Origin of the sequence: Sphingomonas sp. Ant H11 (assembly GCF_000797515.1) — a bacterium.
Classification (GTDB): Bacteria; Pseudomonadota; Alphaproteobacteria; order Sphingomonadales; family Sphingomonadaceae; genus Sphingomonas.
The window spans coordinates 44962-67793 of record NZ_JSBN01000067.1 but is presented as its reverse complement, the minus strand read 5'-3'; the positions used below and the strand labels follow the sequence as shown (position 1 = coordinate 67793).

The following is a 22832-nucleotide window of genomic DNA, read 5'->3' as shown; positions in this document are numbered from 1 at the left end:
CGGCGCGTCTGCTGAACTGCCCCACCCCAACCCCTCCCCTGAAGGGAGGGGCTTGAGAAAAGACCCCACGTCGTCGCGATCGATTACGGCTCCAAGCGCAACATCTTCCGCAACCTCGCCGCCGCCGGTGCCGATGTCTCGGTCGTGCCCGCCACCGCGAGCTTTGACGAGGTTATGGCGCTCGCCCCCGATGGCATCTTCCTGTCGAACGGCCCGGGCGATCCCGCCGCGACGGGTTTCTATGCCGTACCGGTGATCCAGCAATTGCTCGACACGGGGCTGCCACTGTTCGGCATTTGCCTTGGCCACCAATTGCTCGCGCTCGCGGTCGGCGCGACCACCACCAAGATGTTCCAGGGGCATCGCGGCGCCAACCATCCGGTGCAGCGCCTCAGCGATGGCGCGGTCGAGATCACCTCGATGAACCACGGCTTCGCGGTCGAGCGGGACTCGCTGCCCGCCACGGCGCGCGAAACCCACGTCTCGCTGTTCGATGGTTCCAATGCGGGCATCGAACTCACCGACCGCCCCGCTTTCAGCGTGCAATATCACCCCGAAGCGAGCCCCGGCCCGCAGGACAGCCTGTATCTGTTCGAGAAGTTTGTGGGGATGTTGGAGTGACGTCGCCGATCGATCAATCTGTTGGTGGCGACGCTGACACTTGGATGCTGTTCGATCGACTTTCCGGCGAAGGACAGCCGCTCGTGATTTTAGCGCGCACCGGAAACTCTTTGGTGGAGGATGCGCTTCGCGATGCTCTGGTGACCGTCGTTCACTGTCAAGCTGACCCAACCTTGGTCAACGAAGCCGGCATGCCGCAACACAGCGATCGTATCTATGCGGTTGAAGAGGGATTGGCTGCTGAACTGACTTTGCTGGATTCCGGGGCTTTTCACGTTGCCAGCGTGACCGGAGGTGGTGAGCGTCGTATCGTGTTCGCCCATGCCGCACCGATTGAGTGGGACGCAATTCTCGAACGATTTGATATAGCGGGGTATTCGCTGGCAGCAACGATACCAAGCGACCGCGCGAAATTGATCGGTCTCGTGACTCCGACGGTGGTCGAACTACAGTTGAACGGGGACCGAAGTGTAATCTCCAATCTTGAGAAGAACGGCGACACGGGCCTTAGCAGCAGGAAAACGGACTTCTGGTTCTACGGACCAAAGGACCGACTGAATCCGTTGGCGGTAGAGTTGGAAGCTTGGGGGTACGGTGTCGATCACTGGCTCGACGATCCGACTGGAGTGGTTCTGACACGTGAAATGCCGGTAGATTTTTCGACGTTTCTGGAACTCACGCCTATCTTGGTAAGAGCGGCAGAACGCCACGACGTTGTGTACGATGGCTGGGAAACGTTTGTCGTCCGCCCGGTACCTGATCTGGTCGATCCAGTTGGCGATAAGCCAAAGTCCCTGTTGAGCAAACTGTTCGGGGCCAAGAAAAACTAAAATGCCAAAGCGCATCACCACTCAAGAGGCCACCCTATGACCCTCCCAGAAGTCTCCCCCCGTGCGCCTCGAAGAGGAATGGGCCGCTGACAAGGACGTGCTCGCCAGCCTGCGGGAGAATGGCGACCGTCCCGAGATCGTCCGTGCGGTCGATGTCAGCTTTCGCGGCAGCAGCCCGCGCTCGACCGGCTGGAAGAGGATGCCGAGGAACTGGGCTTTGAGGTGATCGAGCGCGAAGAGGATGAGGACGGCGAGATCAGCCTGTTCCTCGGCCGCGAGCAGACGTCGGATGACGACGCGATCCGCGCGCTCACGCTCAAATGCCTGCAGATCGAGCTGATCTACGACGTGGAATATGACGGCTGGGGCTGCACCGCGGAAGATGGCGCAGAATGACAGGCGTCACGCCCGCCACGGATCGATCGGGGCGACTCCGGTCCAGGCAAAATCCTTCACGTTGCGCGTCGCCACGGGGCAATTGTGTGCCATCGCTTGCGCGGCAATCTGGAGGTCGAGCAGCTTTGTTTCCTGCTTTTGCAATTTGCGCCGAGCCACCAGCGTCCCCAAAATATGCGTTGCTGCCGAATCGAACGATAGCGTGCGACCTGCGTGAGCCAATTCGATATCGGCGAGCCAGCGCTCCAGGGCTGGCCGTCGCTCGGCGGTTGTCGGGTTCTCTATGCCAGAACGGATCTCGGCAATCACGATCGTCGACAACCAATCCTGCGGCGCGTTTGCCGCAAACCAGATCGATACCTATGGATGCGAAGCGGGGCGATTCAGCGCGCTCCAAACATTTGTGTCGACTAGAATCACAGATCGGGAAACGCGATTTCTTCATGCTCCCTATCCGGGATGTCGAGGGTCGCGCCGTTCGCAACGGCCACAAGATGCGCCACAAACTCGGTGCCGGACATCGCTCTGATCCGTTCGGCACGTTCGTCTTCGGGCGAGCGGTAGGTTCGTTCGAGGAGAGCCTTGATCTCCGCTTACATGGATCGACCATGTCGCGCGGCAGCCAACCGCGCGCCGCACTTGATCTCGTCATCGACGTTGCGAATGGTGATACTGCCCATATCGCGTCTCCCCTGATTGCAATGCAATTATTTAACCCGAAAGCGGCCTGAAGACCAATGCCCAAGCGCACCGACATTTCCTCCATCCTCGTCATCGGCGCGGGGCCGATCGTCATCGGCCAGGCGTGCGAGTTCGATTATTCGGGCACGCAGGCGATCAAGGCGCTGAAGGAGGATGGCTATCGCATCGTCCTGGTCAATTCGAACCCGGCGACGATCATGACCGATCCCGAGCTGGCCGATGCGACCTATGTCGAGCCGATCACGCCAGAGATCGTCGCCAAGATCATCGAAAAGGAGCGCCCCGACGCGATTCTGCCGACAATGGGCGGGCAGACCGCGCTTAACACCGCGCTGGCGCTGTTCAACGACGGCACGCTGGCGAAATATGGCGTCGAGATGATCGGTGCCGATGCGGAAGCCATCGACAAGGCCGAGGACCGGCTGAAATTCCGCGACGCGATGACCAAGATCGGGCTGGAAAGCGCGCGTTCGGCAATCGCCCACACCGTTGAAGAGGCGCTCGCCGGGCTCGAACGCACCGGGCTGCCCGCGATCATCCGCCCGAGCTTTACGATGGGCGGGTCGGGCGGTGGCATCGCCTATAATCGCGAGGAATTTCTGGAGATCGTGCGGCGCGGGCTCGATCTGTCGCCGACCACCGAGGTGCTGATCGAGGAATCGCTGATCGGCTGGAAGGAATATGAGATGGAAGTCGTGCGCGACCGCGCCGACAATGCCATCATCATCTGCTCGATCGAGAATATCGATCCGATGGGCGTCCATACCGGCGACTCGATCACCGTCGCGCCCGCGCTGACGCTGACCGACAAGGAATATCAGATCATGCGCAACGCGAGCATCGCGTGCCTGCGCGAGATCGGCGTCGAGACGGGCGGCTCGAACGTGCAGTTCGCGGTCAACCCCAAGGACGGCCGTCTGATCGTGATCGAGATGAACCCGCGCGTGTCGCGTTCCTCGGCGCTCGCCTCCAAGGCGACCGGCTTTCCGATCGCCAAGGTCGCTGCCAAGCTGGCGGTGGGCTATACGCTCGACGAGATCATGAACGACATCACCGGCGCGACCCCGGCGTCGTTCGAACCGACGATCGATTATGTCGTCACCAAAATCCCGCGTTTCGCCTTTGAAAAGTTCAAGGGGGCCGAGGCCGTGCTGTCGACCGCGATGAAGTCGGTCGGCGAAGTGATGGCGATCGGCCGCAACATCCATGAATCGATGCAGAAGGCGCTGCGCGGGTTGGAGACGGGGCTGTCCGGCTTCAACATGGTCGACCGCCTGGTCGGCGCGCCGCGCGCTGAGATTGAGGCTGCGCTGGCCGTCGCCACGCCCGACCGGCTGCTGGTCGCCGCACAGGCTTTGCGCGAGGGCTTTACCGTCGCTGAGGTTCATGCGCTTGCCAAATACGATCCGTGGTTCCTGGAACGGATCGCCGAAATCGTCGCGGCCGAGGAAGACGTGTGCCGGAATGGCCTGCCGATCGAGGCGGCGGGGATGCGCCGCCTGAAGGCGATGGGCTTCAGCGACAAACGGCTTGCCTATCTCGCGCTCAAATCCGCCAATCTGCGCGAAGGCATGGATCGCGGCGTCGCGCGCGGGTCGGGCCTGGTGCATGACGCCGTCGTCGCGATGACGGGTGGCGTGACCGAGCAGGAAGTGCGCGCGTTGCGCCACCGGCTCGGCGTGCGGCCTGTGTTCAAGCGGATCGATACCTGTGCCGCCGAGTTCAACGCCAAGACGCCCTATATGTATTCGACCTACGAAGCGCCCAGCTTCGGCGAGCCCGAATGCGAGAGCCAGCCGACCGATCGGAAGAAGGTCGTCATCCTTGGCGGTGGTCCCAACCGGATCGGGCAGGGGATCGAGTTCGACTATTGCTGCTGCCACGCCTGTTTCGCGCTGGCGGATGTCGGCTTCGAAACGATCATGGTCAATTGCAACCCGGAGACGGTGTCGACCGACTACGACACCAGCGACCGGTTGTATTTCGAACCGCTGACCGCCGAAGACGTGCTCGAGATCCTGCATGTCGAGCAGCAGAACGGCACGCTGGCGGGCGTGATCGTGCAGTTTGGTGGCCAAACCCCGCTCAACCTCGCGCAGGCGCTGCAGGATGCTGGAATCCCGATCCTTGGCACCAGCCCCGATGCGATTGACCTGGCCGAGGACCGCGAGCGGTTCGCCGCCCTCGTCAACAAGCTTGGGCTGTTGCAACCCGCCAACGGCCTGGCGCGCAGCCGCGAAGAGGCGATCGTTGCCGCCGAGCGTATCGGCTATCCTGTGCTGATGCGCCCGAGCTATGTGCTCGGCGGCCGCGCGATGGAGATCGTCGACGGGCGCGCGCAGCTTGAGGAATATATTCAGACAGCCGTGCAAGTGTCTGGCGAATCCCCGGTTCTGATCGACCAATATCTGCGCGACGCGATCGAGGTCGATGTCGATGCGATCTCGGACGGCACCGACGTAACGGTGGCGGGCGTCCTCCAGCATATCGAGGAAGCCGGCGTCCATTCGGGCGACAGCGCCTGCTCGATCCCGCCTTATTCGCTCTCGGACGCGATCATCGCCGAGATCGAGCGCCAGACAGTCGCGCTGGCCAAGGCGCTGTCGGTCGTCGGATTGATGAACATCCAGTTCGCGGTGAAGGACGGCCTCGTCTATCTCATCGAGGTCAATCCGCGCGCCTCGCGCACGGTGCCGTTTGTGGCCAAGGCGATCGGTGCGCCGATCGCCAAGATCGCCGCGCGGGTGATGGCGGGCGAGAAGCTGGCGGACTTGCCCAAGGTCGATCGCCACATCGACTATTTTGCAGTCAAGGAAGCGGTGTTCCCGTTCAACCGCTTCCCCGGCGTCGATCCGGTCTTGTCGCCGGAAATGAAGAGCACGGGCGAGGTGATGGGGATCGATCCCGATTTCACGCTCGCCTTTGCCAAGTCGCAATTGGCGCGGGCACTGTCCTGCCCAAGAGCGGAGCCTTGTTCGTCAGCGTGAAAGATGGCGACAAGCCGGTGATCCTGCCGGGCGTGCGCGCGCTTGCCGCGCATGGCTTCACCATCGTCGCGACGGGTGGTACGGCGGATTACCTGGCCGCACACGGTGTCGCGGTCGAACGCGTCAACAAGGTCGCGCAGGGTCGGCCGCATATCGTCGACCGGATCAAGGATGGCGGGATCGATCTGATCTTCAATACCACCGAGGGCTGGCAGAGCCTGAAGGACAGCTCGCCGATCCGCGGATCGGCCTTGGCGTTGAAGATCCCGTACTTCACGACAGCCCCCGCCAGTGTCGAGGCAGCACTGGCGATTGTCGCCCTTTCGACGCGCAGCCTTGAAGTCAGGCCTTTGCAATCCTATTATTCGCACTCGCACACCTAATTCCCCACATGAGAACAACGTGCGGGCAGGCCCAGCAGGGTCGGCCAACCGGGGAATTTTGAAGACGAAGGACGAAGAGGGATGGCTACCGTCGAAAAGATGCCGATGCTGCAAGAGGGCTATGAGCGGCTCACTGCGGACCTGAAACGGCTTAAGGCGGAGCGTCCGACGATCGTCGACGCGATCGAGGAAGCGCGTGCGCATGGCGATTTGTCGGAAAACGCCGAATACCATGCGGCCAAGGAGCGTCAGGGCCAGATCGAAGCCTCGATCAGCGACATCGAGGATAAGCTTTCGCGCGCCCAGGTCATCGATCCGCGGGACCTGTCGGGCGACAAGGTCGTGTTCGGGGCAACGGTTACGCTGCTCGACGAAGACGATAAGCCGATCAAATATCAGATTGTTGGCCAGACCGAGGCCGACGCCAAGGGCGGTCGCATCTCGTATAACTCGCCGCTCGGCCGCGCGCTCATCGGGCGCAAGCTTGAGGACGAGGTGGAAGTGACCGTCCCGTCGGGCGATCGCTACTATGTCGTCTCGAAAATCGAGTTCATCTAAAAACGCTGCGTGACGCCCCTCTCCCATTGCGGGAGAGGGGCGTAGCCTTCACGCGCCCGGCGCGAGCAAATCTGGCTGCAGCAGGCGGTGCAGATGCACCACCACATATTTCATCTCGGCATCATCGACCGTGCGCTGTGCCGCGGCGCGCCAGGCCTTTTCGGCGCTGGCATAATCCGGGAACACGCCCACGATATCGATCGAGCGAGATCATCGAAATCGAGCCCGCGCGGATCGCTGACGCGGCCGCCGAAGACGAGGTGGAGTTTGCTCATAAATCACATTCCCGAAAAAGCGTGGGTTTCTCGCTCGTCTTAGGAGCGAGACGCGCGTTCGGGAACCGTTCGCAGCAGGTTTATTCGCCCGAAACTGCCTTTTTCGGCTTACGCCGGGTCGGGGCGGGCGGGGGAGCCTGCTCCGGCTGTGCCTGGCTGGCGACAGCCCGTGCCGCGAGCGCCGCAGTGCCGGCAGTGGCCAGCGCCTTGATAACGCCACCCAGCAGCTTGCCGACCTGATCCCGCGCCGCGTCGCGCGACAGGCCCAGCACGTCGAACTCTGCCCTGGCGGTGTCGCGGGCGGCATCGACGGCACCGCGCGCGGTTTCGTTCAGACGCTTGCCGACCGGCCTTAAAATTTTGCGTTCCGCGGCGCTGCGCGGTGCGAAAGCGCCGATCAGCGCCCCAAGCGCTATCCCGCCGCTCAGGATGGCGATGGGATTGGCTTCAATCCCGGCAATCGCTTTCTCGGTCGCTGCGCGCGTTGTGCTGGTGGTGGTGGCAACCGCTTTGGATGCGGCATCGCGAACGGTGGCAACGGCCTTCGATGCGCGCTTGGCGGGTTTGGCATCGGTCATGGGCGGGATCCTGTCTTGGGAAGGGGAGTCGCAGCGCGACGACGAAGGGTGCGTGCGATGGGACCGCGCGCCAACAAAAGGCCAATGGCAGCGACGGCAATACCGAAGCGCGCCGGGCGACGCCGGGCGCTGTCGACCGCGCCAAGCACTGCCTCCACTCCACGCGCCTTGAGCGACTCGGCCATGTCCTGTGCGAGCGCTTGCGGGCTGGCACGATGCTGCAACGTTCCGATCGTCTCGGACAGGCGCGCGCGGGCTTGCTCGGCGCGGGCCTGGGCCAATGCCAGCCGAGTGCCAATGGCGCGCCCGGTCATGCCTGCTCCTCGGTCGCGCCGAACAGACGCTTGAACTGCCGCATCGAAAACCATCCCAACAGAGCCGACAGCACGACCAGCGCGCCAACCACCGCCCCGGTCGCGCCCAACGGGCCGATAATCTGCGCCAGGACCAGCAACGCGCCAACGACGAAAGCGGTCAACGCGACCGATCCAATCGCAATCGCCGCGACCAAGAGCAGGATAGCGTTGCGAGCATCGTCGATCTTCGCGACGATTTTTGCCTTCTGCAGTTCGATTTCGGCGCGCGCGACTCGCTCCGCATCGCCGACGACACGCGACAGGAGAGCGGCAAGGCTCTCCTGTTCGATCGGGTCTTCACGCCTGTCCATCATTGCCCCCCGGTATGGCCGGATCAGGCCTTGTCGTCGTGATCGGCCGCGAGGCCCGACTGGATCAGCCGCACCAGCACGAAGCCGAGCGCGGCCGCAGTGCCGATGGCGATCGCCGGGCTTTTCTGCACGAATCCGCGGGCGTCCTCGATCAAGTCGTCGAGTTCCTTGGCCTTCAGCCCTTCCGAAAAACCAGCGACCTTGTCGGCGGCAGTGCGGGCATATTGACCATATTGCTCGCCCAACTTTTCATCGACGGTCCCTGCGGCATCGTTGATCATCTTGACGATCTCATCGAGCGCACCGCCCGCACGCGCCTTGCCGTCCTCGGCATAGGTCTTCGCGCGATCGACGGCTTCCTTGCCGAGTTTGGCCGCGCTGTCCTTGAACAATTGCGCCGCGCTGAGCGTGGCCTTGGCAGCTTCCTGCGCGGTTTCGGTTGCGGCGGCTTGCGCCTCGTGGATGGTGGTGGACGTATCGTTGGGAGTGGTAGCCATGACAAGCGCCCTTCGTTGAAGTGTCTGAAACACGTAACCGGCAAGCCCGTATCCCGGTTCCATCGGCGGCCGCAAATGCGCAAGGGTTGCCCCATGCGAATTGCGGGCGTTCGACTTAGCCGATAGAGGCACGCGCGAACCCTCTCAGACCCGTTAGAAGGATCGTTCCATGACCGCAATCATCGACATTCACGCCCGCACGATCCTGGACAGCCGCGGCAACCCCACGGTGGAGGTCGATGTAATGCTTGAAGACGGCAGTTTCGGCCGCGCGGCGGTGCCTTCGGGGGCCTCGACCGGCGCGCATGAAGCGGTCGAAAAGCGCGACGGCGACAAGAGCCGCTGGGGCGGCAAGGGCGTCGATGCCGCCGTTCAGGCCGTGAACGGCGAGATTGCCGATGCCGTGCTCGGTTTCGAAGCCGAGGACCAACGCGAGATCGACCACACGATGATCGAGCTCGACGGCACCGAAAACAAGAGCCGCCTGGGTGCCAACGCCATCCTCGGCGTCAGCCTCGCGGTGGCCAAGGCAGCGGCCGATGCGCGCACGCTGCCGCTCTATCGCTATGTCGGCGGCGTCGCGGCGCATGTGCTGCCGGTGCCGATGATGAACATCATCAATGGCGGCGAACATGCCGATAATCCGATCGATTTCCAGGAATTCATGATCGTGCCGGTCGGCGCGAGCTCGATGATCGAGGCGGTGCGCTGCGGTTCGGAGATTTTCCACACGCTGAAGAAGGCGCTGCACGAAAAGGGTCTGGCGACCTCGGTCGGCGACGAAGGCGGCTTCGCGCCGAACATTGCGTCCACCAACGAAGCGATCGAATTCATCCTGCGCTCGATCGAGACGGCAGGGTACACCCCCGGTGACGACGTGATGCTGGCGCTCGATTGCGCCGCGACCGAATTCTACAAGAACGGCAAGTATGAGATTTCGGGCGAGGGCAAGAGCCTGTCGAGCCATGAGATGGCCGAATATCTTGCCGATCTGACGCGCCGCTATCCGATCTTCTCGATCGAAGACGGCATGGCCGAAGACGATTGGGAGGGCTGGAAGGCGCTGACCGATCTCGTCGGCGACACGGTTCAGCTCGTTGGCGACGACCTGTTCGTCACCAACCCCAAGCGCCTGAAGCGCGGCATCGAAGGCGGCTATGCCAATTCGCTGCTGGTCAAGGTGAACCAGATCGGTACGCTCACCGAAACGCTCGAAGCCGTTTCGATGGCGAACCGAGCGGGCTATACTGCGGTGATGTCGCATCGCTCGGGCGAGACCGAGGACTCCACGATCGCCGATCTGGCTGTCGCGACCAATTGCGGACAGATCAAGACAGGCAGCCTCGCACGCTCCGACCGGCTCGCCAAATACAACCAGTTGATCCGTATCGAGGAGGAATTGGAGGGGGCTGGCGTATATGCCGGGCGCTCCGTCATCCGCGCGTAAAAATGTAGTAAATACGGGCTTGATCCACGAGTCGCGATGCGCGAGAATCGCGGCCGTGATCAAGAAGCCATCTCTCCTCCGCACCATGCTCCGCCGCGCCATCGCGCCGGCGGCGTTGATGATCGTCGGCGTGTTCTTCGGGGGGTATGCGATCTTCGGGCCGAATGGGGCGCTGGCCTATGGTGATATCGAGCGCCAGCTTGCTGTGAAGCAGCAGCAGCTGGCGATGCTCGACAAGACGCGCGCCGAGCTGAAGAACCGGGTCGATCTGCTCGACCCGAAACATGCCGATCCGGATCTGGTCGATGAATTGGCGCGCAAGGATCTGGGGGTAGCACACCAGGATGAAGTGATCGTTCCGCTGGAGAAATGAGCAGTCCCGTCCTTTGGTGATCCGTTGCGGGACTGAGCGGGTGGCAGGTTGACGGCGGCAAAGGCCCACAATGATATCGCCGCGATGCTCTCTAGTCGTCTTTTCATCGGGTGCCTGCGCCACCGGTACATTTCTCTTGACCGGCTCCATTATCAGGATCAGCCTCCTCTTCGATACGAGCGACGCATAACGTCGCCGGTCGAGGAGAGGGATGATGGCTATTCGCGTGGCAATCAAAGCACCTGGAGGTTTTTGCAGATCGGATGCTTGGGGCATATTCCAGGCAACGATAGCGGTCGTGACGCTGATTGGGTCTTTCTGGTCGATCGGACTGTTGCTGTAACCTGTAAATAGGTTCGTCATCTCGGGAGGCCGATCGCTCACCGCGCTGGCGCGTGCGCGGAACGGTCTCCACTCTGTGGATAATCTGATACGAAAATGCTCTCTGGGGTCCTCTTGGAGGGCTGGCGCGGGTTGCGGCAAGCTGTCAGCTTCCGCACGTACACGAATCAAAAGGATCAACATGCGCAAGGTGTTACTGGCGGGCATTGCGGGGCTCGCGCTGGTGTCGTGTACTGCGCGGTCGGCTGAACCGACGGGCACGATGGCTCCGCTCACAGCATTGCCCACAGCCGACTGGAAGAGCTTCCGCGACACCTTCATCGAGGATTGGTTCAAGATTTCCCCGGCGGACGCGGTGTATCAGGGGCGGCATGATTTCGATGGCGGGCTGGGTGACTGGACGCCGGGTGGCCTGAAACGACAGGGCGACTTTTTCCGCGAGGCAATCACCAAGGCCAAGGCCTTCGACACCGCCAAGCTGAGCCAGGATGAAGCGTTCGAACGCGATTATCTGGTGACGGTGGCACAGGGTAAATTGTTCTGGCTCGAAGATGCGGATTCGCCGCACCGCAACCCGGCCTGGTATGTGAATGCCGGGCTCGACCCCAACGTCTATATCGCGCGCCATTATGCCGATGCGCCGACGCGGATGCGCGCGATGATCACCTTCCTGCGCAAGATCCCCGACGCGGCCGCGCAGATCAAAGCCAACCTCAAGGCGCCGATGCCGCTCAGCTACGTCAATTTCGGCGTGGCGGCGTTCAACGGCTTTGGCGATTATTACACCGGCGATGCGAAAAAGGCGTTTGCCGATGTGAAGAGCCCGGCGCTGCAGGAGGAATTCGACAAGGCCGCGACGGCCGCGTCCAAGGCGATGCACGATCTCGGCAAATGGGTGGAGAGCCAGCGCGGATCGGCGACGCAGGACTTTGCGCTGGGGGCCGACCGCTTCTCGCGCATGATCAAGATGACCGAGGGCGTCGACGTGCCGCTGGCGACGCTGGAGGCGGCGGGCAAGGCCGATCTGCTGCGCAACCAGAAGGCGCTCGCAGAGGCGTGCGCGCAGTTCGCACCCGGTGCCACGATCCCGGCCTGCATGGCCAAGATGAACGCGAACAAGCCTGCCAATAACGATCCGGTCGCCGAGGCGCGCAAGCAGATCCCCGAATTGCGCGCCTTCGTGCTCGCCAATGACATCGTGACGATCCCCGACAACGAACAGGCTTTGGTCGAGGAGAGCCCGCCCTATAACCGGCAGAACAGCGCTTATATCGATCCGCCCGGGCCGTTCGAGAAAGGCATCCCCTCGGTTTACTACATCTCCCCGCCCGACCCGGCGTGGAGCAAGGCCGAGCAGGAGGGCTTCATTCCCGGCAAGATGGATTTGCTGTTCACCTCGGTCCATGAAGTGATGCCGGGGCATTTCCTGCAATTCCGCCATGCCAATGCCTCGCCGTCCATCTTCGGGCGGCTGTTCGTCGGCTATGCCTTTGCCGAGGGCTGGGCGCATTATGCCGAGGAAATGATGTGGGAAGCCGGGCTCCACAAGGGCGATGCCGAGACGCATATCGGACAATTGTCGAACGCGCTGCTGCGCGATTGCCGCTATCTTTCTGCGATCGGGATGCACACCCAGGGCATGACACAGGAGCAATCGCGCAAAATGTTCGTCGAGCAATGCTATCAGGACGAGGGCAATGCCAAGCAGCAGTCGGCGCGCGGCACCTATGACCCGGCCTATCTCAATTACACGATGGGCAAATTGATGATCCGCAAGCTCCGCACCGACTGGACCGCGACGCATGGCGGCCGCGCGGGGTGGAAGGCGTTCCACGACCAGTTCCTGCGCTATGGCGGGCCGCCGATCCCGCTGGTGCGCAAGGCGATGCTGGGCGGCGACGGCAAGGCGGTGTTCTGAAGCTGCGAAGGCCGGTCAGCGAACCTGGCTGGCCGGTTGGACATCGGCGGCTTCTTCGCCTTGCGGCATACGGATGGATGGACGCAGGCGCGCCAGGCTGCATAGCCCGGCAATGAAGGCGAGCCCCGCCGCAACCAGCGGCGGAGTGGCACCGCCACCGATCCCCAGCGCGAGCAGCGCGGCGACAAGCGTCGCGCCGGTCGTCTGACCGAGCAGGCGCGTGGTCGAGACCAGGCCGCCCGCTGCCGCTGCGCGCTCGCGCGGCGCGCTACCGATAATCAGGCGCGCATTGGGTGGCAGAAAGGTGCCAAAGCCTCCGCCACACAGCGCCATTCGCCAGATCACGTCGAAATGCGTCGGATGGGCTGGCATGTCGGCGATCAGCAGCAACGCGACGATCGAGATCGCCATGCCGATTCCGCCGAGCGCGCCCGCCGGAATGCGGCTCGACAGCCAGCCCGACAGCGGGGCGACGATGATGTTGGTGAGCGGCCACGGGGCCATCAACAACCCCATTTCGGGCGCGGTGAAGCCGAACTCGCTGGTCAGGCGGAAGGGCATCGAGATGATCAGCGTCATCGAGGCGATGAAGGCGGTATAGGCACCGATCACCGACAAGCGCAGCACCGGGCGCTCCAGCAAATCGATCGGCAGGATCGGGTCGGTCTCGCCGCGCTCGCGCCGCACGAAATAGAAGCCGACCAGAACCCCGGTTAGCACGATCGCGGCCGAGACGACCGGGCTGTTGCCATGCACCGCCGTTTCCAGACCACCGATGATCAGCCCGAACATCGCCGCACACATCACGCCGCCGAAAAACGTCGAACGGGGTGTTGCCGGGCGGCGTATCGGGCAGCGCGCGACCGAGGATTAGCGATCCGATCGCAAAGGGCACGGCGCTCGCAAACACCCATGGCCATGGTGCCACGCCGAGGATGAACCCGCCGAGCGACGGCGCAAGTGCGGCCCCCGCCGAGACGATCGCGGAATTGATGCCAAGCCCGCTGCCGAGCTGCTTGGCGGGGTAAGTGGAGCGGATCAACGCGGAGGATACGCTCAGCGCCGCTGCCGCGCCCATCGCCTGCGCCGCGCGGACGATGAGCAGGAAGGGCAGGCTCTTTGCAAAGAAGCACAGCAGCGTGGCGACGGTGAACACCATCTGCCCGATCTGGTACATGCGCTTAAGGCCAATGCGCTCGCCCAGCCCGGCAAAGGGCAGCAGCAGCATCACCAGCATCAACTGATAGACCGTTACCACCGTCACGGCGGACGACTGATCGATCTTAAGATCGCGCGCGATCGTTGGGAGCGCGATGTTGGCGACGCCACCGTCGATGATGATCAGCGCGGTGCCGAGGCAAAGCGCGGCAATGGCCGCGTAGCGGCGGGGTAGAGGAAGGCCATCCATCATGCGAGCGTGCTAATCCTCGGCCCGCACAGTGCAAGCGGCCTTCCCCCCATTTATAGTCAGCCGAGCGAAACTTCGGCGACCTTGTCCTTGTAATCCTGCTTGGGGTCGATCCCGAGCAGCACCTTCACCCCGGCGAGCATGCTCGACGCATCGACCCAGATCTGCGCGCGCTCGGTATCCAGCCGCAGCAATTGCAGCTTGGGGTCGTCCTTGCCGCCTTCATACCAAGCCGCGACGAAGCTGTTCCACAGCCGGTGGATGACCGCGCGATCATTCTCGGCGACCAGCGTGCCGTGGATCGTCGCGAACACATCATTGCCCTTGGATGCGAAGGTGGCGACGGCGCGGCTGTCGTGCTTCAGGTCGGCGACCAGTTCGGTGTCCTTCGCGGTGAAGAAATAGATCGGGCCGCGATCTTCGTCGCCGTCGAGTTGCCCCGTCATCGGCGCGTATGGCCCTCGTCCACGCCGGCCAGGCCGAGCATCATCGTCCGGTCGGAGCGCAACGCCTTCCAGAATTTCGCTTCGATTTCCGCGTCGTTCGCGGTGTTGTCAGTAAACATGGCATCGTCTCCTTGCTCGCTTCGAACGGGCGGAGGCCGATGCGGTTCCCTCAATGCGGGGACCAGCCAGGCGGTGCCAGCTCGAACCCGCCAAAATCAAAGGCGGGGGTGACGACGCAACTGACCAGCGCCCAGCCTTCGCGCGCCTCGGCCGATTGCCACGCATGGGCAGGGACGATTGCTTGCGGGCTTTCCCCGGACAGCAGGTGCTCACTTTGGTCGATCAACAAGGTGAGCGGCGCGCCCGCATGCCACAACCACAGTTCGGTCGCGTCTACACGATGCCAGTGCGACCGCTGCCCATCTTCCAACAGGAACAGAATGGCCGTCGCCAGCCCGCGGCCGCCATCCGGCGAAGGCTGGCGCATCGTTTCGCGATACCAGCCGCCTTCGGGGTGGGGGGACAGATCCAGCGAGGTGATCAAGGGATGCGACATCGCGCACGCTGTTAGGGCAGACGCCCCCTGGAGGCGACAGGAATTGAACATGAGGCTCTCCGCTCTCAGCGCGCTCCCACGATCGGGGTGGAGTTGGTTCTTGCTGCATCGCACCATTTTCGGTACAGCATCGTCATCAAGACTCCCGAGTATCAGGGCTACGCCGTGCAAAATCCATCCGGGCCGACCGGCCCCGTTCCGACTGTCTTCGAAGCTATTGTCCGGAAGCGGTGCTTGCGCGCGACCTACAATCGCACCGATATTACGCTCGCACCGCACATCATCTATACGCGCCACGATGACCTGTTCGTGGATGGTGTCGTGCTCGAGCGCGATGGCAAGCCGCCGCGCGAACTGAAGCTTGGGACGTTCAAGCTGGCCGGGCTCAATGGCGTCGGCCTGACCGAGCGCGACTTCGATGCCAACCCGCTGTTCGCCGCCAACGATCCGAAATATGGCGAAGCCGCTTTGATGGCGGTGGAGGCTTAACGCCCGCGCGCCGCCAAATGGCGGCGCACCATCGCCACCAGCGTCAACGCAACCCCGGCGACGGCGGCACCGGCCACCATGTCCGCCAGATAATGCGTGCCCTCGACCGGTGTGGCGAGCAACATCGCCGTGCTGAGGACCACGACCGGCCCGCGCAGCCGGAGCAACGGCCAGCCTGCCGCGATGTACAGCACCGCGCTTGCGGTGTGGAAGCTGGGGGCAGAGACGAGCCCGCGCAGCGATCCCAGATCGATCTCCAGTAACGCGTGGGCCCGCAATTGGGGAATCAGTTCTGCCTCGTACAGCGCACTTTCCGGCAGATAGGGGACCGGGCCGTGCCACAGCGTGGCGAGTGGCCCCACCGCCGGAAGATAGCGGAACAGCAACAGGCATAACACGGCCGCCACCCAGAAGCTGGCGATGAAGGCACGCGCCTCGGTGCGTTTGTCGGCCCAGGCGCAATAGCCGAGGATCAGAGCAGGGGTGACGAAGATGCTCTGATAGGCGGCGGTCCCGAGCAATTGCAGCGACCGATGGGCGGCGACCGCGCGATACCAGGCAAGCCAGTCGAACCGCAGCGCGACGTCGATTTGCTGGAGCAGCGGATCGATGCTGCCGCGCGTATCGGCCGCCAGCGGATAGGTGGCGACCGCGCCGAGCAAGGCGATCCCCGTGAACAGGCCGACCGATTCCGATAAATCGCGGGCGACGCGCTGCGCCGGGCTGGCGGGTGTTCGCATGGCATAGCGCAGCCCGATCGCCAGCGCGGCGAACATCGAAAAGATCAGCGTGCTGGGCGTGCGCGGACGGATGGTCATCCCCGCATCCCACAGCAGCGATCCGACGCATAGGGCGCTGAAGGCGAAGCCGAGCACGAGCCAGCGGCCGGGGATCAGGCCAGGCTGCGCCGTGCTGCCGGGATAGAGCGGTGCTGACAGCGGGAAGAAAGTGGTGGGACGGTTCACGGGGCGCCTGATGAGCAGACGATGTTCGCAATCGCCGACTGGGAAGGGGTATGCGATGCCGCGAACGGCTACCCTTCATGCCGTGAACTTTTTTGTGACGTCCAGATGACATTTTTGGGCGAGGAGGGGGGCCCCCTCCTCGCGCCAGGGTCAGCGGTAGCAGACCGTCACACGACGGTGATGACGCCATTCGGTGTGGCAGCGCGGACGGTGGCGATCGCCGCCATAATAACGGCCATGGTCGCGCCAGTCGCGGCGGTCGCCACGATGATCGTAGCGATGGTCATAACGGGGGCGATCGCCGCGATAGTCCTGCGCGGAGGCTGCAGTGGAAACACCAAGCCCGGCAACCATGAGCCCGGCGGCGATAAGGTGGGTCAGCTTCATGTCCTGTCCTTTCGGCCCGACGATCGGGCGTGGGTCTTCTTTACGCTTTACTGTCGCGATGGTTGCTGAACGCGTTTGTAGGGCTGCGTACAGCTTGGCGCGTTACAGCGCGATGCCGATCCGCGGCGCGAGCGCGACCATGCCGAGATACAGCAATACCGTCAGCGCGCAGCCCAGCCCGAGCGCGGGCCAGAAACCGATGCCTGCACGCAGCAAGGCGGGAATGACGAGGAACATCGGCAGCGACGGCAGCACATACCAGAAGGTCGCCTGGACGTGCGCCGCCATGTTGGCGGGGTCGGGCTTCTCGCCCCACAGCCAGACCATGCCGAGCACCGACACCAGCGGCAGCGACGCCACCAGCGCGCCGAACCCCGGATAGCGCTTGGCCAGCGTCGAGGCGATGGCAATCACGATGCCAGAGATCAGGGCCTTCAGCGCGAGGAACAGCATAGCCCCTATATGCGGCCGGGCGCAGGCGGAGGCCAGCGGCATTGCAAATTGGGGGAAGGTAACGAAGGTAAGCCCATGTCACCGCGGAAGCGGTGGCGACGGGCGACGAGCGGCGTGCCGGGGCGCGGTCATTCGGTGCGCTCATCGGGGGCGGGCGTGTCGCCCAGCGCAGCCAGCGCCGCTTGCATGCTCACGGTATCCGGCTCGACCGACGGCATCGCGCGCAGCACGGCGAGCACCAGCCGATTGTCGAACGCCTGCCGCACCCCGATCTGTCGCCCGCGATAAAAGATCGGCGTCGCGGTGCCGATGAGCGCGCGTTCGATCGCCAGATCGACTACGCGGTCCCGCCCTTCGCCAAGCGCCGCCTCCCATGCCGCCGCGAAGCTCTCCGCACCAGCGCGCTTGCGCAACGCGTAAGCCGATTTCGCCGACATCCCGACCGCTCCAGCTGCCGCCGACACCACACCGATGCGGGCGAGCTGCTGGAGGAAGACGCGCTGGCGCTCGGGCGTCCAGCCGTCATGCCGCGTCGAGCCGCTTGGTACGGGGGTGAAGGGGATGTCCGCGGCCGCGTCTGGCTCGGCGGGCGGTAAGGCGGGATAGGGGCGCATCGCCGATTGTATGTCATAGTGGCAGGTTTGTAGGACAGCGGGATTTTGGGTGGAATTTTCCGGCAGCGCTGTGGGTGTGAAGATATCAGGCGGCGCGACTCCATGTCTCAGCTACCGGGGCACCGCTGAGCCGTTGCTGAGGTGAGGGCGCGTCGCGAGAGAGCGTTTGTTAGGGTGAGCGCGTCACCCCGCCAGCGCCGCGATGACATCCGTCTGCGCGAAATCGTTTCCAACGAACAGCAGCGGGCAGTTATGCGCCGTCGCCAGCGCATAAGCGAAGACGTCGCAGATGTTGAGGGCGGCGGGATGGTGACGTTTGCCCCAGCGGAGATAGGCGCGCACGGCGGCGTAGCTGAGCTCTACGGTCAGCGGCTCGACGGTCAGCGCGAGATCGTCGATCAAGCGTGCCATTTCGCCGTGCAATGCGCGACCGGCCGCGACGATCAGGGCTTCGGTCAGGGTCGGTGCCGCGATGCGGATGTCCAGTTCGCGGGCGACGACGGCGCGGCACGCGTCGGCTTCGGGTTCGCCCAGCAGGATCGCCATCAGCGCCGACGTATCGACGACGATCATGCAGGCAGGCCGTTGTCATCGTACAGATCATCCGCGCTACGAGCGGCGCTGGGCTTGCCATCGGGGCCACGTTCGCGCGCCGCCGCTATGGCGCGATCGATGGCATCGAGACGCCGTTGGCGCACCGCTGCCATGTCGACTTCGTCGGTGACGCGCGTCAGCCGCACGGTCGGGTGGCCGCGGCGGGTGAGGGTGATCTCTTCGCCGGCTTCGGCGCGGCGGACGAGGTCGGTGAGTTGGGCTTTGGCGTCGGATACGGAGATGTGCATCGGGCGGGTCCTTCTTGGACCAAGTAGATAGACCATTTTGCGTGTTTGGCCAAGGGCGCGCTCGATCCAGCCCCTCTCCCCGACCCTCTCCCCGCAAGCGGGGAGAGGGAGACATTAGTTAGTCGGCCCGCCGGACGTAGCTCTGTTCATAAACATCGACCACAATGCGCGTGCCCGCGCCAATGTGCGGCGGCACCATCACGCGCACGCCATTTTCCAGGATCGCGGGCTTGTAGCTGGACGAAGCGGTCTGCCCCTTCACCACGCGTCGGCCTCGACGATCAGCGCCTCGATCGTGTCGGGCAGCTGCACCGAGATCGGCCGCTCTTCCCACAGCTCCATCACGACATCCATGCCATCCTGCAGGAAGGCGGCGGCATCGCCCAAAAATGTCGGCGTCGAGCGAGATCTGCTCGTAATTGATCTTGTCCATGAAGGTCAGCGTGTCGCCTTCGCGGAACAGGAACTGGAAATCGACCGTATCGAGCCGGACCTTCTCGACGCTTTCCGCCGAGCGGAAGCGGACGTTGGTCTTGCGGCCGTCGATGAGGTTCTTCATCTCGACCTGCATATAGGCACCACCCTTGCCCGGCTGGGTATGCTGGATTTTCACCGTCTTCCAGATGCCGCCTTCATATTCGAGAATGTTGCCGGGACGGATTTCGACCGCGTTGATCTTCATGGGGGTGCCTGTAGTTGGAAAGAGCAAGGCGCGGCCTTTAGCCGGGCAAGGGCTGTCCGGCAAGATAGCGGTAGGGGTCGACATCCTCCCCTTCATACCAATGCTGCTCGGGCGTGGTGCGCGTCAGGCCGAAATGCAGGTGGAAATTGCCCGCACCGGCATTGCCGGTATCGCCGACATAGCCGAGCACCGTTCCAGCCGCGACACCCTGCCCCTCGTGCAGCCCCGGCGCATAGGCGGAAAGATGCGCGTAATAATACGTCCAGCGCCGGTCGGGCGAGCGGACATAGACGGTGGTGCCGCCCGCCGCGCTTGTGAACAGCTTCTCAACCGTACCGGACGCGGCTGCCAGCACTGGACTGCCCGCCGGAGCGGCAATGTCGGTGCCGTGATGCAGGCGCAGCCCATTCTCCCGCGGATCGCCCCAGGACTCGATGAGAGCGCCGCGCGCCACCCTTGCCACCGGAACGACCAGACGCGTGCCGGACGGGTTCCGTTCGGCCACAACCGGTCGCGTGGTGAGTCCCGCCGCCGTGCGCGGAGCGTCGGGCAACAATGCCAGCAAGGCGATCCACCCGGCCGCCGCGACGGCAATGACCAACAGCGCGATACGACCCAACCACCCCACGGATTATTCCTGGAACACAGCCGGCGTGCCCGGCTTGATCATCATCGCCAGCCGCGCCGCATCCCAATTGGTCAGGCGGATGCAGCCATGGCTTTCGGCCCGGCCGATCGTCTCTGGCGAAGGCGTCCCGTGGATGCCGTAATGCGGCTTGGACAGATCAAGCCACACCACGCCCACCGGCCCGTTTGGACCCGGTGGCAGCAACGCCGCCCTTGCGCCCTTCTTTGCGTCCCAGAACAGCTTGGGATTGTAGTGGAAGGGCGGATTGTAGGACGGCCCGAGGATCTTCCAGGTGCCGATCGGCAAGGGATCATGCTCGCTCCCCATCGTCGCCATGAACTGCGCGACCAGCTTGCCGTCCTTGTCCAGAACGCGCAGCACCTCCTCGGACTTGTCGACCACCACCTTGGCCCCCGTCGGCTGAGTCGAGTCGACGTTCAGGTCGCTGAGCGTCTGCCGCCATTTCTCGGGGAGCTTGGGATCATAAGCGTGGTCGGCGGCGATCGCGTTGGGCACGACGATCTTGCTGCCCGGCACCAGCCGGGTTTGCGGACTGTTCAATTCGAGCAAGACCGACGGCTTGGTGTGAAACATCTCGCCGAGCTTCTCCATCGGCGAGCGATATCCGAGCGTGGTCAGCCTCGCTTGCAGTTGCGGGTTCTTGGGTAGCGGATTGACGAACGGCCCGGCCAGCATGTCGGTGGTCAACGCGATCGTCTGGGTCGGCCGCCACTGCGCATAAGGATGCAGCGCGCGCAGCGTCGTCAGATCCATCTCGCCTGTTTGCGGCAGCCCGCACGTTTCCTGAAAGCCCTTGAGCGCCGCCACCAGTGATTTCCCGGCGCGCCCATCCAGCACGCCGGGCGAGAAGCCAAGATGATCGAGGATGACCTGCACATGTAACGTCGAAAGATCGAGCGCTGGAGTGTCCGTTGCGCTGATGGTTCCCACCGGCGCGGCCGCAACAAGGCCAAGCGATGCTATTGCCAGACAAGCCGATCCGGCCAAGGTTTTTCGCATCGCTTCAATCTCCTACATAGTAATCTAAGCAGACAAACGATTGGAATAGCGGCTTGTGTCCAGCGCGATGCCTCAAGCGATGATAGTGTCCCGACGCGCGATGCTTGGCGGCGCGCTGGTTGGCGGTGCGGCGCTTGCGCTTCCTTTTCCGGCGATGGCGGTCGGCACGGAATGGCGCCTCGCCATTCGCAACGTCCACAATAACGAAACCGTCGATGCGCTGTTCGCGCGGAACGGGACTTTCCTGCCCGAGGGGCTGGCCGAGCTGAACCATGGCCTGCGCGACTGGCGCACCGGTGAATCGACGGTGATGGACCGCCGTCTGCTCGCCTTGCTCGTACAGTTGCGCGACAAGCTGGAATTGAGCGGCGGCAGCAAGATCAATCTGATCTCGGGCTATCGCTCGCCCGCGACCAACGCCGCGCTCCGTGCCAAGGGCGGCGAACATACCGGCGTCGCCAGCCAGAGCCAGCATATGCTGGGCAAGGCGACCGACATCATGGTGCCCGGCGTGACGCTCGACCGGCTGCACGGCGCAGCTCTCGCTCTGGGCGGCGGCGGTGTCGGCTATTATCCGCGCGACGGCTTCGTCCATGTCGATACGGGGCGCGTGCGGCACTGGTAACCTTGCGCCGTTAATCGCCCACTGGACTTGCCCGTCCCGCTGGGCAACAGTCCTCCTCCGTGCGCAAGATCCTAGCCGACGCTGAAGCCGTTCTCGGCTCGCCTGCCAGAAATCTGATCACTATTCTCGGCTATGTCGGGCTGGTGATCGTCCTGGCGACACTCGGCTATATGGCGGCGGGGTGGAGCTTCGTCGACGCCTCGTACATGGTGCTGCTGACCGTCTTCTCGGTCGGGTATGATGAAGTCAGGCCGATCGACACCGGCTATTTGCACACCATCACGATCGCGACGATCGTGTTCGGATGCACCGGCATGATCCTGTTGACCGGTGCGCTCGTCCAGTTTTTCACCGTCCTGCAACTGCGCCAGATCCTGGGAGCCAACCGTATGCGCGCGCGAATCGACAAATTGTCCGGCCATGTCGTGATCTGCGGCTTTGGTCGCATCGGAACGATGCTGGCGCGCGACCTTGCCGAGGCGAACATGCCGCTGGTCGTGATCGAACGCAGCGCCGATCGCCTCGCCGAAATCGAAGCCGCCGGCCACCTGTGCATCGGAGGCGACGCGACCGAGGAAGAGATTTTGTTCGCGGCCGGGATCGACCGAGCACGTGTACTCTCGACAGTCCTGCCAGACGACGCGGCGAACGTTTTCATCACGCTCAGCGCGCGCAATCTCAACCCGACGCTCGAAATCATCGCGCGCGGCGAGGCCCCGACGACCGAACGCAAGCTGCGCCGCGCCGGGGCCGACCATGTCGTGCTGCCGACCCATATCGGTGCCGAACGCATCGCACGCATGGTGCTCTTCCCGAAAAGCGCGGATCTGGGATCGGACGCGGCGCTCAAACGCGCGCGCGGCGAACTCGGCGAAATGGGCCTGGATCTGGAAATCGTCTCGGCGCACGCCGGGTCGGCGATGTGTGTGTTGACCGTCGGCGAGGCCGAACGTCAGGCGGCCGGTGCGTTTTTCATCGTCCAGATCAAGCGCGGCGGTGCCGCCATCCTGCGGCCGTCCCCCGACGAGAAGATCCAGGTCAATGACGAGGTGATGGTGCTGGTGCGCGATGCCGGCACCACCGCCCGCAAGCTGTTCACCGCCAAGGCTGAAATCCGCGCCGGGCGGAACACCTACTGAAGCG

General features: G+C 63.6%; 25 protein-coding genes and 6 pseudogenes. 12 read left to right on the top strand and 19 right to left on the bottom strand.

What is annotated here, in order from left to right; genetic code table 11:
* From NW75_RS13910 to NW75_RS13900, 3 genes and pseudogenes are all read left to right on the top strand, one after another.
* Positions 1-621 (top strand): annotated as a pseudogene (locus NW75_RS13910) (carbamoyl phosphate synthase small subunit); the annotation flags it as partial.
* Positions 618-1451 (top strand): ribonuclease E inhibitor RraB, encoded by an 834-nt coding sequence (locus NW75_RS13905; protein ID WP_033965785.1) that lies wholly within the window; start codon positions 618-620, stop codon positions 1449-1451. The pseudogene NW75_RS13910 and the gene NW75_RS13905, both read left to right, overlap by 4 nt.
* 36 nt (positions 1452-1487) lie before the next feature.
* Positions 1488-1847: pseudogene (locus NW75_RS13900) on the top strand (ribonuclease E inhibitor RraB).
* Between the two features lie 6 nt (positions 1848-1853).
* Here NW75_RS13900 and NW75_RS13895 read toward each other — a convergent pair.
* Positions 1854-2168: a PIN domain-containing protein gene (locus tag NW75_RS13895; protein WP_052192412.1), complete on the bottom strand. Its 315-nt coding sequence runs from the start codon at positions 2166-2168 to the stop codon at positions 1854-1856.
* Between the two features lie 173 nt (positions 2169-2341).
* Here NW75_RS13895 and NW75_RS24500 point away from each other — a divergent pair, with 173 nt between their 5' ends.
* The 3 genes and pseudogenes from NW75_RS24500 to greA all read left to right on the top strand — a co-directional run bounded on the left by NW75_RS24500 (position 2342) and on the right by greA (position 6477).
* A complete protein-coding gene (locus tag NW75_RS24500) occupies positions 2342-2578 on the top strand; it encodes a hypothetical protein (RefSeq protein WP_156143036.1) in 237 nt (78 codons plus the stop codon).
* 6 nt (positions 2579-2584) lie between these two features.
* Positions 2585-5919 (top strand): annotated as a pseudogene (gene carB, locus NW75_RS13885) (carbamoyl-phosphate synthase large subunit).
* 81 nt (positions 5920-6000) lie between these two features.
* Positions 6001-6477 (top strand): transcription elongation factor GreA, encoded by a 477-nt coding sequence (gene greA, locus NW75_RS13880; protein WP_010408190.1) that lies wholly within the window; start codon positions 6001-6003, stop codon positions 6475-6477.
* 48 nt (positions 6478-6525) lie between these two features.
* Here the strand turns inward: greA and NW75_RS13875 are convergent.
* The 5 genes and pseudogenes from NW75_RS13875 to NW75_RS13855 form a co-directional block, all read right to left on the bottom strand.
* Positions 6526-6752 (bottom strand): annotated as a pseudogene (locus tag NW75_RS13875) (DUF4170 domain-containing protein).
* An 80-nt stretch (positions 6753-6832) separates the two neighbouring features.
* Positions 6833-7330: a hypothetical protein gene (locus NW75_RS13870; RefSeq protein WP_033965782.1), complete on the bottom strand. Its 498-nt coding sequence runs from the start codon at positions 7328-7330 to the stop codon at positions 6833-6835.
* The gene (locus NW75_RS13865; RefSeq protein WP_033965781.1) at positions 7327-7644 is read right to left on the bottom strand and encodes a DUF3618 domain-containing protein; all 318 of its coding nucleotides are present in this window, start codon (positions 7642-7644) and stop codon (positions 7327-7329) included. Before NW75_RS13865 ends, NW75_RS13870 begins: the two co-directional genes overlap by 4 nt.
* Positions 7641-8000: a phage holin family protein gene (locus tag NW75_RS13860; RefSeq protein ID WP_231565211.1), complete on the bottom strand. Its 360-nt coding sequence runs from the start codon at positions 7998-8000 to the stop codon at positions 7641-7643. The genes NW75_RS13865 and NW75_RS13860 overlap by 4 nt, the downstream gene beginning before the upstream one ends.
* 20 nt (positions 8001-8020) lie before the next feature.
* Positions 8021-8494 carry a hypothetical protein gene (locus NW75_RS13855; protein WP_033965780.1) on the bottom strand — a complete coding sequence of 158 codons (474 nt, stop codon included), beginning with the start codon at positions 8492-8494 and terminating at the stop codon, positions 8021-8023.
* Between the two features lie 169 nt (positions 8495-8663).
* Here NW75_RS13855 and eno point away from each other — a divergent pair, with 169 nt between their 5' ends.
* The 3 genes from eno (at position 8664) to NW75_RS13840 (ending at position 12574) form a co-directional block, all read left to right on the top strand.
* Positions 8664-9941, top strand: a complete 1278-nt coding sequence (eno, locus tag NW75_RS13850; RefSeq protein ID WP_033965779.1) for a phosphopyruvate hydratase — start codon at positions 8664-8666, stop codon at positions 9939-9941.
* A gap of 85 nt (positions 9942-10026) precedes the next feature.
* Entirely contained in the window at positions 10027-10314 is a 288-nt protein-coding gene (locus tag NW75_RS13845; protein WP_052192411.1) for an FtsB family cell division protein, read from the top strand.
* A gap of 523 nt (positions 10315-10837) precedes the next feature.
* Positions 10838-12574: a DUF885 domain-containing protein gene (locus tag NW75_RS13840; protein WP_033965777.1), complete on the top strand. Its 1737-nt coding sequence runs from the start codon at positions 10838-10840 to the stop codon at positions 12572-12574.
* 15 nt (positions 12575-12589) lie between these two features.
* Here the strand turns inward: NW75_RS13840 and NW75_RS13835 are convergent.
* From NW75_RS13835 to NW75_RS13825, 4 genes and pseudogenes are all read right to left on the bottom strand, one after another.
* A pseudogene (locus NW75_RS13835) lies at positions 12590-13985 on the bottom strand (MFS transporter).
* 56 nt (positions 13986-14041) lie between these two features.
* Positions 14042-14428 (bottom strand): pyridoxamine 5'-phosphate oxidase family protein, encoded by a 387-nt coding sequence (locus NW75_RS13830; protein WP_231565210.1) that lies wholly within the window; start codon positions 14426-14428, stop codon positions 14042-14044.
* On the bottom strand, positions 14425-14547 hold the full coding sequence (locus NW75_RS27405; RefSeq protein ID WP_269430335.1) for a hypothetical protein: 123 nt from the start codon (positions 14545-14547) through the stop codon (positions 14425-14427). The genes NW75_RS13830 and NW75_RS27405 overlap by 4 nt, the downstream gene beginning before the upstream one ends.
* 50 nt (positions 14548-14597) lie before the next feature.
* Positions 14598-14984 carry a cupin domain-containing protein gene (locus NW75_RS13825; RefSeq protein ID WP_033965776.1) on the bottom strand — a complete coding sequence of 129 codons (387 nt, stop codon included), beginning with the start codon at positions 14982-14984 and terminating at the stop codon, positions 14598-14600.
* Positions 14985-15218: 234 nt separating this feature from the next.
* Between NW75_RS13825 and NW75_RS13820 the strand changes: the two genes are divergently transcribed.
* A complete protein-coding gene (locus NW75_RS13820) occupies positions 15219-15473 on the top strand; it encodes a hypothetical protein (protein ID WP_171010487.1) in 255 nt (84 codons plus the stop codon).
* Here NW75_RS13820 and NW75_RS13815 read toward each other — a convergent pair.
* From NW75_RS13815 to NW75_RS13775, 9 genes and pseudogenes are all read right to left on the bottom strand, one after another.
* Positions 15470-16438, bottom strand: a complete 969-nt coding sequence (locus NW75_RS13815) for a phosphatase PAP2 family protein (protein WP_033965775.1) — start codon at positions 16436-16438, stop codon at positions 15470-15472. The genes NW75_RS13820 and NW75_RS13815 overlap by 4 nt on opposite strands.
* Positions 16439-16588: 150 nt before the next feature.
* Entirely contained in the window at positions 16589-16825 is a 237-nt protein-coding gene (locus tag NW75_RS13810; RefSeq protein ID WP_033965773.1) for a hypothetical protein, read from the bottom strand.
* Positions 16826-16927: 102 nt separating this feature from the next.
* A complete protein-coding gene (locus NW75_RS13805) occupies positions 16928-17278 on the bottom strand; it encodes a DUF3147 family protein (protein ID WP_033965772.1) in 351 nt (116 codons plus the stop codon).
* A 128-nt stretch (positions 17279-17406) separates the two neighbouring features.
* On the bottom strand, positions 17407-17892 hold the full coding sequence (locus NW75_RS13800) for a hypothetical protein (protein WP_052192410.1): 486 nt from the start codon (positions 17890-17892) through the stop codon (positions 17407-17409).
* Between the two features lie 183 nt (positions 17893-18075).
* A complete protein-coding gene (locus tag NW75_RS13795; protein WP_033965771.1) occupies positions 18076-18465 on the bottom strand; it encodes a type II toxin-antitoxin system VapC family toxin in 390 nt (129 codons plus the stop codon).
* Positions 18462-18734: a type II toxin-antitoxin system Phd/YefM family antitoxin gene (locus tag NW75_RS13790; protein WP_033965770.1), complete on the bottom strand. Its 273-nt coding sequence runs from the start codon at positions 18732-18734 to the stop codon at positions 18462-18464. The genes NW75_RS13795 and NW75_RS13790 overlap by 4 nt, the downstream gene beginning before the upstream one ends.
* Positions 18735-18852: 118 nt before the next feature.
* A pseudogene (gene efp, locus NW75_RS13785) lies at positions 18853-19416 on the bottom strand (elongation factor P).
* Positions 19417-19453: 37 nt separating this feature from the next.
* Complete coding sequence (locus tag NW75_RS13780; RefSeq protein WP_137902345.1) at positions 19454-20044, bottom strand: M23 family metallopeptidase; 591 nt, start codon at positions 20042-20044, stop codon at positions 19454-19456.
* Positions 20045-20047: 3 nt separating this feature from the next.
* Positions 20048-21064 (bottom strand): L,D-transpeptidase family protein, encoded by a 1017-nt coding sequence (locus NW75_RS13775; protein WP_033965768.1) that lies wholly within the window; start codon positions 21062-21064, stop codon positions 20048-20050.
* 79 nt (positions 21065-21143) lie between these two features.
* Between NW75_RS13775 and NW75_RS13770 the strand changes: the two genes are divergently transcribed.
* Together NW75_RS13770 and NW75_RS13765 are read left to right on the top strand one after the other, a co-directional pair.
* Positions 21144-21689 carry a DUF882 domain-containing protein gene (locus NW75_RS13770; RefSeq protein ID WP_033965794.1) on the top strand — a complete coding sequence of 182 codons (546 nt, stop codon included), beginning with the start codon at positions 21144-21146 and terminating at the stop codon, positions 21687-21689.
* A 59-nt stretch (positions 21690-21748) separates the two neighbouring features.
* Positions 21749-22828: a potassium channel family protein gene (locus NW75_RS13765; RefSeq protein ID WP_033965767.1), complete on the top strand. Its 1080-nt coding sequence runs from the start codon at positions 21749-21751 to the stop codon at positions 22826-22828.
* The last annotated feature ends 4 nt before the right edge of the window (positions 22829-22832 follow it).